Raw genomic sequence first — 11,414 nt, 5'->3', positions numbered from 1 at the left:
GCCACACATAATTCGCAGTTTTTTTATGCATCGCAAATTACAATATGCGGCATAGTTATGTCCACTTACTTATGCACTGATTAATAATTCTTTTCTTTATTCTTTTATACTGGATGGATTGCGTTCAAAAAATGATTTATGATAAAAGCTTTTGCTGTATTTAAATATTTTTATAACGTTACCATTCATATATGGTGACATTTCTGCCAATATATCTATAACGATTTCTGCGACTTCATCAGGAGTTATATAATTATTATGGTCTCCATATTTTTTATCTTCTTTAACAGCGTTTGTTCCAATTGATGGTAGAGCAATTGCATTAGCCACTATTTTATCTTTCGACCACTCATTTGCAATACACTTAATTAGACACTCTACTGCTGCCTTAGCAGATGTGAAAGCAGCCATTTCCGGGTAATTATATAATACTGAGTTACAACTAAACGCAACTATCCTGCCACCTCCCCTTTCGGCTGCCAATGGTAATAGATAATGTGATACCCCAAAAAGAGTAGCATAGTGAGATAACATCATTTCTTTCGCAAAGCCTATATCTGTATAATTAAGTGGTTTATGTTTCCAAAAATTACCAACACTGTGGATGATAGAAAAAGAACCCTGAAAGAATGTGCTTACCTCATCACGAAGACTTAGCAGGCATGTATCATTATTTAAATCAATGTTTTGAAGGCAACGATATTTAAAATTCGAGTTATTAATTTTATTAGTATTTGATGTAGCAATTATCTTCACCATATCCATTTTGCTTAGGACATTAAGAATTGCTGTACCAATCTCAGAGCTGCCACCTGTTACAAGAATATTCCTTAATCTATCACTCATTGTATCTCCTTATTGTTAAGGTTTGTTATTTCTCCAAAACTCAACTGTTCCTATATAAGCATTTCCACACTCTCTTGCACAATGCCAAAACCTTCCTGTCATTCTTGATGGCTTTGCTTTAATTATTCGACATTTTTTAAGAAACCATTGCCAGCCTTTAAGTTCTTCATATTCAGTAATTGCCATTTCCTCATATCCGTAAGCAGTATCTTGAGGACATCCCAATTTACTATTTATATAGTCTACCTTATATGCATACCGAACTCGCAATGCTGTTTTATCCTTAATCATTTCAATTGCAAGGGAATAAAAATGGGGAAAATCCTGGCCACCTGATAACTCAATTGCAAGAGTAACACAATCTTGTTTAAATATAGTTTTATGTTGAGATTCTTTAGTAGATTGTACTAAACAACATTCTTTATTAGGATATATTCCAATAGATTTTTCATATTTTGTTATAGCCTCCCACTCATCACTTATATTGAGGTTACCATGCCATATCTTCCATAATATTTTATTGATAAATAGTTCAACTAAGATGAAAAATAAAGCAGCTCCGGATGTAATATATTTATAATAGTCTTTACCTATTTTATCACCGACAAGGAAGGCTAAGATTGCTACTAATATAAATGCCCCTCTTAATGCTTTTTTATAAAACTCAGCAAGCAATTCCATGTTGTAATATACCACTCCTTGTAATGTATTGCTCTTCTCTCAAGTCGAGTTGCAAAACATGTCAACATTGCAGATAACTTGCAATATGAACAATATTGTTTTAAGCAATTGTATTATGGGGGGAGGGTAATATAAAGTCAAATAAATAATATCTATAAATATATAAATAATATTTATAATGTAGTGAATTGCGCGGAAAGCTCTTTTTTTTCGTTTGAATATGTCTTTCGGTCAGCTGGCTATTAGCCCCGGCTGCTTCACCATATCCGCCACTATGCCCGTAAACAGTACCGAGATATACACCAGCGAATAGACAAATAGTACCCTGCCGCTGTCGTTTTCTGACAGATATGCCTTTACGGCCAGGGCTATGTATATCAGGCCGAGAACTGAGGCAAGAACGAGGTAATATATGCCGGACATTTTTAGGTAATATGGCATTATGCTGACAGGCAATAGCACAGCCGTATATATCAGGGTCCTCAGCTTCGTCCCCTTTACGCCCTTTGAAAGAGGCAGCACCGGTACGCCCGCCCGTGAGTAATCTTCTCTGTACTTGAGGGCATATGCCCAGAAGTGCGGGTGCTGCCATATGAACATTATGGCAAATAACACCACCGCCTCAAGACCTACGCTTCCCCTTACGGCAGCGTATCCTATCGCTGGTGGCAGCGCCCCAGTGATACTTCCCACATGTGTAACAAGGTGCGTCTTTCTCTTCATCAACACCGTGTACGGGATAACATATATAAATGCACTTGCCGCTGTAAGTATGGCCGTTACTGTGTTGACAAACAAGAGTATAAATATGGAAATAACAATCAGCAAGAGTCCAAAGACAAGGGCATTCATTGGATAGACACGCCCCTGTGGTATCGGCCTTTTCAGCGTCCTGTTCATTAGGACATCAATGTCCCTGTCAAAGAAATTGTTAAGCACGGCTGACCCTGCTGTGGCAAGTCCAACCGGCACAAGCGTCAGCAGAATTAGCCACGGCGCGGGCAGACCCCTCTGCCCCATGTACATCCCACCAAGCGTCGTAATCAACACCAGCAGCACTATCCCCGGCTTTGCCAGCATCACATGGTCTCTCACACGTTCCCTGTATGAGGCTATTTTTGCGACCATTATATATTCTTTCATCTGTGACAATTATACCAAAAATGAGAATTGTTTGTCGCATTAAAAATACACGGTTAAGCGTCTCTGCAATATGATAAAATACCGTAATATGAAGGAAAAAGGATTCACTCTCATTGAAGTCATGGCGGCAATTGCTATACTTGCTATTGGCATTACTGCCCTGATTGAACTGTTTAGTGGTTCTCTCAGGTCTATTGGATACGCTGAGAATTATACAAAGGCCGCAATCGCCGCAGATGCCGAGATGAGAAACACCCTAAGCACCCAAAAACTCAAGGAAGACTCCTACACAAAGCGCTCACAAAACGGTTATACCTACGACATACAGATAAGTCAGATTGACAAGGACAAGACTGACAAACTCCAGTACGAGTTATTCTCCATTACCCTCACAGTAAACTGGAAGGCAGGGCGTAAATCAAAAACCTATACGCTCAAAACCCTTGCCGCAAGAAAGAAATCCGATGCGCTTAAGACCTCTTAACAATGACAGCTTAGGTTTTACGCTGATGGAAACCCTGATAGCTATTACTATTTTCTCCCTGATAGCCGTCATCATGGCCGTTACCGTTAAACTCTGCCTCAGAAGCGTCGAAAAGGGGGATAAAAAGGTTGAATCCATTGAGAGGCTGCGCGCTGCCGTGCGCGTTATCGAGTCTCAGCTTCAGTCGTTTGTCCCAATGATGTACAGCGATAACGGCTCGACTAAGAAATTATATTATTTTAAAGGCAGTTCAGATGAGCTTGTCTTCGTATCAAACGTCTCTGCATGGGGCAGAGACCGGGGGATTGTTGCGGTGAGATACGCCGTTAGCCCCGACGGTGACCTCGTGCTTACTGAATGGGATATGCTCAAAGACAATAAAAGGAGCATCGTGCTTCTTAAAAACATGAAGAGTATGTCATTTAATTTCACGGTTAAAAGACCAGAGGACATTGACGCTAAAACTGAGACATCTGTAACAGATTACCTGCCAGAGTATGTGCAAATAAGCAGCCCCATATTTGAAAACGATATAAATATACCGATTGTGGCCAATAATATCTTACAATCATCGACAACACAATCGAAGACGGCGCTTTTTGATGCGGCAATATTCGGTCAATAATTTGATTTATAATTTAATTAATGACAGGCGCGGTTTTGCCCTGATGATGGTGCTGTGGATTATGGCAATACTGATTGCCTTGTCATTGTCGTTTTCGTATATGGCTAAGATTGCGTTTCGCGGCACGCAAAATGCGAGGGATTTCACTAAGGCCGCATTTCTTGCTGAGGCAGGGATAAACAGGGCAGTTATCGAGCTGCAATACAAGAAATTGAAACCAGACGATGTCGAGGCATGGCAGGCAGACGGGCAGTTTACGGCGACAGAGTTTGGTGACGACTCATATATAGTGCGCGTGGCGCCTGAGACATCAAAAATAGACTTGAACACAGCGGACGAAAAACTCCTTCACGGCCTTCTGAAGGCACTGAATATTGACCAGGACACACAGGATATCATAGTCGATTCAATCCTTGACTGGAAGGACGAGGATGACCTTGCACATCTGCACGGCGCTGAGAGCGACTACTACATGTCGCTTGAACACCCGTATAAGGCAAAAAATGGGAACTTCGATTCAATTGAGGAGCTGCTGTTTGTCAGAGGCGTAACTCAGGAGATATATTACGGCACAGAATCTCAAAAGGGCATTAAGGAGTTCATCACCGTCTTTAGCAAATCGGCAAAGATTAATGTAAATACCGCGCCAAAGGAGGTGTTAATGTCAATGCCCGGTATGGGGGAGGAATATGCCAGGTCCATTATCGAATACAGGAGTCAAACTGAGTTCAAAACCAATGACGAGGTCAAGGCGCTTATTCCCGGCGCATACCAGACATTGATGAATTATATTGATTTAAACGAAGGAGACATATATACTATTGAATCAGTGGGCATTTTGAATAAATCAAATGCAGCGGCAGGGATAAGGGCGGTTGCCGGAGTCACAAGCAATGACTATAAATGCTATTATTATAAAACCCCTGAGACATATGATTTTGACTCAGTAAAAAAAGAAGGCAGCAAACTCAAAAAAGAGGTAATTAAAAAAATAAGATAATATGACCGCTCTTGATTCATACGCAAGGAATGCACTCAGGTCACTTTCTCTAAGCGGCAGTACCTTCACTGGCTTTTTATCGGCGGCAAAAAGGCTGCTCTTTTATTCACCCCTTGCCAGACTGTTTCATACTCAGAAGTATCTTTCCATTGTGCTGGATAAAGACGCTGCCTCGGCCTGTGTGATAAAGATGAGTTCATCCGGGTTTAAGGTTCTCAACAGGAACACATTCAGTGATACGTATCCCGGGCCGGAGGAGTTGGTCTCGTTTTTGAGTTTAGTCGTGGAGGGGAAGTCTGCCTCCGCACTTAAGACTATATTAAATGTGCCAAAAGAATGGTGTGTGATTAAGACTGCTGAGTTTCCAGCTATTGCTATTGACAACATATCGTCGGCGGTTGCCTTTCAGATACCTGATCTGACCCCTTTTTCAACAGCCGATGTATACTATGATTTTGAGATAATAAAGCGGGAAGCAGATAAACTCTACACGGTTATATCTGCGGTCAAAAGACAGATGGCAGAGCCATACCTGAGGGCGCTTGAAAGCAGTGGCTTTAAGGTGTCGTCCCTGGTGCTTTCCCCTGTTTCTTTAGCAAGCCTTTTAGGGCAGGTACCGGCTCTTACCAGCAATATAGTCCTTGTCAACCTCAAAAAAACGCACGTAGAACTGGTGAGGGCTGACCGTGGAATAACTACCGCCGTATATGTCGTAAAAGGGGACACCGGAGACATCGTCAAGGCTGTTGAAGGAATCAGAGGCGAAGATACGTCAGTCATTATTAATGGCCCAGACGCTGATGCTGTGAGCAGGTTAAAGGCCGCCCTTGCCTGCAAGGATATTAGTGAACTCCTGCCTGCGCTAAACAATACAGTGGGATATGAATATTTAACGGCAGCCGCCGCGGTGTTCGCCGACGCCAAGGGAAAAACTAAGGCCATGAACATGCTTTCTATGGGAGAGACACAGAAAAAATCCCTGCCAATTGCCCTTACCATTTGTCTTTCAATCATTGTCATAGTCCTGTTTACCCTTTCACTTTACATCCCTGTATGGAAAGACGAGAAGACTGTTGCCAGTATAGACAAACAGGTAAAGGCCCTGAAGCCGGAGTATGAGAGACTTACCGCCCTGCAAAAAGATACAAAGAAAATCGATGGAGACCTCACCGCGCTGAATTCGATGATGGCAAAAAGGGTTTTAATGCTGGAGCTGTTAAGGGAACTCACAGAAACGCTCCCTCATGATACATGGCTGGCCAGGCTCATAGCCACAGATAAAGACATTAATATCGAGGGTTATGCCGTCAATGCCTCTGCCCTTATAGGGACAATTGAGAACTCAAAATATTTCAAAGACGCAGGCACTGCTTCCACTACATTTAAGGATGCAAGAATGGGTAAAGAACGTTTCCAGATAAAAGCGGCGCTAAAATAGTGAGAAATAAGAAACTAAATGTCTTGTTGTCAATTGTTGCGGTACTTGTTTTTTTGCTTGCCTATGATTTCTTTTATAAAGGTCTGCAAGACAGAAAAGAAGAGCTTGAACAAAACAAGGAAATGCGTATCAAGACCCTCACAAAATATAAGACCATAATCGCTCAAAAAGATGAGATCGAAAAAAACGTCAATTTAAATAAAGAAAGGGAAGAACAACTCAGGGCTATTACAGTAGAGGCAAAGACATCGGCCCTCGCTGCGGCTGATTTACAAAAAATCATCCAGCCGATTATCACGTCTCACGGCGGGAGTATCATGAGGATGAACGTAAAACAGGCAGAGAGCAAACCCCCGTTTCAGCTGATAACCATAGAACTTGATACAAATCTGCCGTCTATTACCGTATTAAACGAGACCATTTACGACATAGAGACGAAGAAACCGCTTTTTTTTATCAAAAAACTAGACGCCAGGGCGGTAAACTTCATGAATCCTGTTGAAATTGCCGTCAACATGGAGATATATGCGCTGATGAAGCAGCAGTAAGCGTTTTCATCTCATCAACATGATATGGGTTGTATAGACCCCCACTGCAATTACCATCAGGCTGGCAAGCATTACAACCCAATGAGCTGTAGTGAGTATGCGGAATATCTTTTTTGTATCGTGTTGGGCAGTGCCGCCAAAAAGGAAATTAAATATGTTCGACTCAAAAAGCAGCATAAACACAAACATCGCCCATAACAACAGCATTACCGTAGGGCCAATGCCTGCCCATGTAAACAGTACACCCCAGCGATGCTCAATCTGTAAGAGCAAGACGCCTGTCACACCTGCTACCACTACGCTTGCCTTTGCAATGCTTGCAAATCGGCGCTCTGTGCCCTGAAAAAACATCACCTTTTCCATAGAATCATCCATTCTCATTATAATGGGAAACACTACGGTAGTTACAAATACAACACCGCCTATCCACACCACTATAGACACAATATGCACTGCTATAAGTGCCGGTACCATAATATTACCTCCGTGTGTTTATATTCTGGTATCAGGAGTAGAGTATCAGGATTGGTTTGTCGCTGTCAATGTGTTTTGTGATAATTCATGGCTGCAGCTCTGTTGTCTTTTGTTTTGATGATTATTAAAATCGTAAAAAAAATAACTTCTGAAGATAACACGAAAGGATACTTCCACAGTACGTAATAGTTGTATAGACGCTCCAGCAGTGAGAAATGCCCACTCTGCTGTAGTGGACCAAGAAATGGCCAAAATAGTACTATCAGCTCCGGGAAATCAAATATAAGATGCAGGGCATAATACAACGCGGCAAGATGTATGAATTGCCTGAACTCAGGTCGAACTTTAGAGATAATTTTGTACGTCAGCGCATATGAGACAGCCATTACAGTAACAGAGTGAAAATAGCCTCGCCCTGATATGCTGAACACTATGGCAATGGTCTTATCGACAATATCAGGCAGGTATGACGCCACAAATAGAAAGACATTATTCACAGGCTGAAGTCTCAGCAGCCTTTGAAACACGTAGCTACATGCGATGTGCCCGGCAATCATTGTTTGTTAAGATAAGGATTTCTTGCGATATAGTCAAGCGCTAAAAAATAATCATTGACAATTCCTGATTCAATATCTTAAGTTATAGCATGTAATAATTAGAGATGTATAAATGCCCATGCTGGCCTTTATATGTACGGAGTGGTTACAATATACATAAGGAGCTGTAATGCAGGTATTAGACGAGTTAAAACGACAGATGTTGCTTGAGGGCCTTGACGATTCGGAGCTTCAGTCAATAGCACAGGTAGTAGAGCTGATGAAGGTCTCCAAAGGAGACCCAATATTCAGGGAGAATGAGCCTACACGGGGTGTCTATATGATTAAATCCGGTGAAATTGAAGTAACAAAGAAGCTGCCAATAGACCTGAAGACAAAGATGCTGATAACCGTGAGAAACACGCAAAACTGCTGTGAGATACGAAAGACCCCATACGGGTGGAGGCAGGTCTTTGCCACGTTATTAGACGGGCAGTTCTTTGGGGAGTTATCTGTAATAGAGGGAAAGAAGAAACATGGCGCAGATGCCGATGCCCTTGATGATACTGAGCTATATCTCATACGCTCTGAGAAATTTGCAGAAATAGAGGTATCATCTCCGGCAACTATGCTGAAAATACTGCGCGTGATTGCGAGGGTATCATCAAAAAATATGCGTTATCTGGACAAGCAGCTGCTAAGGCTCTTGATAGGGATATAAACATCAGGGAGAATATATAAATGCCTACGGTTGAAGATCTAAAAAAACAAATACTCTTTGAAGGCCTTGACGATGGAGAACTTGAGAGGCTGCTCCCGAATATCCAGAAGGTTACTGTTACAAAAGATAAGTATATATTCAAAGAGGGTGAACCTACGGAAGGTATACGCATGATACACTCGGGACAAGTCGAAGTAAAGCGTAAGCTCCAGTTGGATACGAAATCAAAGATGTTAGTAATGCTGAGAAATATTCAGAGCGACGAAATAAAGCACACCGCAGACGGCTGGGAAAACCGCTTTGCGCTTCTGGGTGCAGGGCAGTTCTTTGGGGAGTTGTCTATTCTGGAAGGAAAGAAAAAACACGGCGCTGAGGCCCTTGCCCTCAAAGACACCGAGTTGTTTATCTTAAAGTCCGAGGATTTTTTTGAGCTGGAGACCACAAATACCGAAACGATGGTAAAGATAATGAAGTCCATCGCTAAGGTAATGTCTGGTAATGTCCGAGCCTTGGATAAAAGAATTCTAAAGGCCCTCACTGGGCATTGAGCCGTGGATTGAGGATAAATTCATCTGTCACGTCCTAAAAAACCTCACCAGAGCCGTTTCCAGAGTTGCCTCCAGAGTTGCCTGATGTGTGTTAATAAGCATGGCAGATGAGAGACTTGTTAGGGTGTGATGGACATAATAGTATGAAGAGAATTCGTGCGGCACTGTTCGTGCTGTTTTTTCTTTCAGGCTTTGCCGGGTTGCTATATCAGGTTGTGTGGCTCAGAATGGCCTATGCATCGTTTGGTATAATAACACCGGTTCTATCAGTAGTAATCTCGGTTTTCATGTTGGGGCTTGCCGCAGGGACATTATTTGGGGGGAGATTTATTGACTCCATTTCTGCGAGGACTGGGCTGTCACCGGTGTTTTTCTACGCACTTACCGAATGTTGCATTGGAGCAGGGGCGTTTTTAGTTCCACTGGTGTTTCGTTCGGGCTCGGCAGCTTTGTTGATGGCTGGTGAGATGGACTCAGCCCGGTATTTAGTACTTTCAACACTGGTAATAATAGCGTCTATTCTTCCCTTGTGCATATTGATGGGGTTTACATTTCCATTTATGATGTCCTTTGTTAAGAATCTTGATAAATCGAATAAGACTGGATTTAGTTTCCTGTATCTTGCCAACGTAATAGGTGCGATGTCAGGAACGATTATTACTGCCCTTGTCTTAGTGGAGCTGCTAGGGCTTAGAAGGACGTGGACAGTGGCCGCTTATGTAAACTTTTTAATAGCCGCCATAAGCGTGGTGATTGGAATAATGTACCCTTACAGAAAAACCAATGCGGGAGATAACATAATAGATGTTGACAGGGACGCTGTTCATGACACGACGGTCTCCTCCGGGCAAGCGCTCCTTCTGCTGTTCAGCACAGGCCTTACATCTATGAGCCTTGAGGTCGTATGGATAAGGGCGTTTACGCCGGCCTTCGGGACGAGTATTTATACCTTTGCGGCAATACTTGCGGTTTATTTGTTCGCCACATCGGCAGGGTCGTTATTGTACCGGAGGCATCTGGCAGGGGACAGGGTATATGATACGTATAAACTTATTAAACTCTTGGGAATAAGTGTTTTTTTCCCGATAGTACTCAGTGACTGGCGTTTAAGGTCATTTGATATTGTATTTCAGGCCCTGGTTTTGCTTAGTATAATGCCCTTTTGCGCGCTTTTAGGCTATTTAACGCCCAAACTTATTGACCTCTATTCAGAAGGCAGGCCATCGGGGGCAGGATATGCCTATTCCATAAACATCATTGGCTGCATAGCTGGGCCGGTGTTGGCGTCCTATGTGTTTTTACAGTATTTTGGGATAAAATTCTCAATGGTTGCTATGGCGCTTCCATATGTAGTGTTTTTTATATCGTACCTTGTAAAAACGCCTGTCAGGGCATCTGGGGCGGCAGCCGTAACAGGGGTTTTATTAATCGTCTCAATATTCATAAGTTATGACCACGAGATGTTCTATAATAAGAACAACAACTTAGTGGTTAGAGACTATACGGCTACAGTCGTGGCCCTGGGAAAAGGTATGGATAAGCGGCTTTTTGTAAATGGAATTGGCATCACCCATCTTACCCCCATAACGAAGCACATGGCTCATATACCAATGATGTTATTAGACAGGCCAATTTCCCAGGCCCCCCCTGTCTCTGCCCTGATAATCTGCTTCGGCATGGGAACTACTCACAGGTCAATGTTGACATGGAACATTAAGTCTACTGCTATTGAGCTTATCCCAAGTGTTAAGGCAGTGTTCCCATATTTTTATGACGACGCGCACGCGATATTGGAAAATCCTAACGGCAGGATAGTTGTCGATGATGGCAGGAGGTTTTTAAACAGAACCAAAGAGATGTATGATGTAATAACCATAGACCCACCACCGCCCGTTGAGGCAGCAGGGTCAAGCCTGTTGTACTCGGAGGATTTTTATAACGCTATTAAATCCCGCCTTCGTGAGGGAGGCATATTTCAGCAATGGGTACCTATAGCAGAACTAAAAACTCAACAGGCCATAGTGAGGTCAATAGTCAATTCCTTTCCGTATGTAAAGGCCTACACTGGTATCGAAGGCTGGGGGGTTCACTTTTTTGCATCTATGAGCCCTATAAAGATGCCTCAAATCAAAGAAATCGAGGTCAAAATGCCGGAACTGGCAAAACAAGACCTCCTTGAATGGTCAGGCAGCAAAGATTTCAGTCAGTTTATGTCTAAGTTTCTATTGACTGAACTAACCATACAACAGTTGTTGAACAATAACACGCATATACTAATAAGCGATGATAAGCCATATAATGAATACTATTTTCTTCGCAGGCAGAAGGCATTCTTGACAACAGTGCTCAGTAAATTTGCTAAATAATGAT

The 11,414-nt window shown here is 42.4% G+C and carries 13 protein-coding genes; 8 read left to right on the top strand and 5 right to left on the bottom strand.

Annotated features, from left to right (window positions below):
- Positions 1-96: 96 nt before the first annotated feature.
- The 3 genes from ASN18_RS08255 to cyoE all read right to left on the bottom strand — a co-directional run bounded on the left by ASN18_RS08255 (position 97) and on the right by cyoE (position 2,670).
- Complete coding sequence (locus ASN18_RS08255; RefSeq protein WP_085052266.1) at positions 97-846, bottom strand: SDR family oxidoreductase; 750 nt, start codon at positions 844-846, stop codon at positions 97-99.
- Positions 847-861: 15 nt separating this feature from the next.
- Positions 862-1,527, bottom strand: a complete 666-nt coding sequence (locus ASN18_RS08250; protein WP_085052265.1) for a hypothetical protein — start codon at positions 1,525-1,527, stop codon at positions 862-864.
- A gap of 231 nt (positions 1,528-1,758) precedes the next feature.
- Positions 1,759-2,670 carry a heme o synthase gene (cyoE, locus tag ASN18_RS08245; RefSeq protein WP_236861611.1) on the bottom strand — a complete coding sequence of 304 codons (912 nt, stop codon included), beginning with the start codon at positions 2,668-2,670 and terminating at the stop codon, positions 1,759-1,761.
- 88 nt (positions 2,671-2,758) lie between these two features.
- Between cyoE and ASN18_RS08240 the strand changes: the two genes are divergently transcribed.
- From ASN18_RS08240 to gspM, 5 genes are all read left to right on the top strand, one after another.
- Positions 2,759-3,154: a prepilin-type N-terminal cleavage/methylation domain-containing protein gene (locus tag ASN18_RS08240; protein WP_236861610.1), complete on the top strand. Its 396-nt coding sequence runs from the start codon at positions 2,759-2,761 to the stop codon at positions 3,152-3,154.
- A complete protein-coding gene (locus tag ASN18_RS08235; protein WP_085052263.1) occupies positions 3,135-3,779 on the top strand; it encodes a PulJ/GspJ family protein in 645 nt (214 codons plus the stop codon). Before ASN18_RS08240 ends, ASN18_RS08235 begins: the two co-directional genes overlap by 20 nt.
- Positions 3,780-3,840: 61 nt before the next feature.
- Positions 3,841-4,779: a type II secretion system minor pseudopilin gene (locus tag ASN18_RS08230; protein ID WP_236861609.1), complete on the top strand. Its 939-nt coding sequence runs from the start codon at positions 3,841-3,843 to the stop codon at positions 4,777-4,779.
- Between the two features lies 1 nt (position 4,780).
- A complete protein-coding gene (locus ASN18_RS08225) occupies positions 4,781-6,217 on the top strand; it encodes a PilN domain-containing protein (protein WP_085052261.1) in 1,437 nt (478 codons plus the stop codon).
- The gene (gene gspM, locus ASN18_RS08220; RefSeq protein ID WP_085052260.1) at positions 6,217-6,765 is read left to right on the top strand and encodes a type II secretion system protein GspM; all 549 of its coding nucleotides are present in this window, start codon (positions 6,217-6,219) and stop codon (positions 6,763-6,765) included. Before ASN18_RS08225 ends, gspM begins: the two co-directional genes overlap by 1 nt.
- 6 nt (positions 6,766-6,771) lie before the next feature.
- On the opposite strand, the gene ASN18_RS08215 is transcribed toward gspM, so the two are convergent.
- Complete coding sequence (locus ASN18_RS08215) at positions 6,772-7,239, bottom strand: hypothetical protein (RefSeq protein ID WP_085052259.1); 468 nt, start codon at positions 7,237-7,239, stop codon at positions 6,772-6,774.
- A gap of 65 nt (positions 7,240-7,304) precedes the next feature.
- The gene (locus ASN18_RS08210) at positions 7,305-7,796 is read right to left on the bottom strand and encodes a metal-dependent hydrolase (protein WP_337833175.1); all 492 of its coding nucleotides are present in this window, start codon (positions 7,794-7,796) and stop codon (positions 7,305-7,307) included.
- A gap of 169 nt (positions 7,797-7,965) precedes the next feature.
- On the opposite strand from ASN18_RS08210, the gene ASN18_RS08205 reads away from it, so the two are divergent.
- The 3 genes from ASN18_RS08205 (at position 7,966) to ASN18_RS08195 (ending at position 11,410) form a co-directional block, all read left to right on the top strand.
- Positions 7,966-8,496: a Crp/Fnr family transcriptional regulator gene (locus ASN18_RS08205; protein ID WP_085052257.1), complete on the top strand. Its 531-nt coding sequence runs from the start codon at positions 7,966-7,968 to the stop codon at positions 8,494-8,496.
- A 20-nt stretch (positions 8,497-8,516) separates the two neighbouring features.
- A complete protein-coding gene (locus tag ASN18_RS08200; protein ID WP_085052256.1) occupies positions 8,517-9,044 on the top strand; it encodes a Crp/Fnr family transcriptional regulator in 528 nt (175 codons plus the stop codon).
- Between the two features lie 143 nt (positions 9,045-9,187).
- Positions 9,188-11,410, top strand: coding sequence for a fused MFS/spermidine synthase (locus ASN18_RS08195; protein WP_236861608.1), 2,223 nt, complete (start codon positions 9,188-9,190; stop codon positions 11,408-11,410).
- Positions 11,411-11,414: the final 4 nt, after the last annotated feature.

The organism is Candidatus Magnetominusculus xianensis, assembly GCA_001541255.1.
Taxonomy (GTDB): domain Bacteria; phylum Nitrospirota; class Thermodesulfovibrionia; order Thermodesulfovibrionales; family Magnetobacteriaceae; genus Magnetominusculus; species Magnetominusculus xianensis.
Note: the sequence above shows the minus strand (reverse complement) of the source record. Positions and strands in the feature narration are given on the sequence as shown.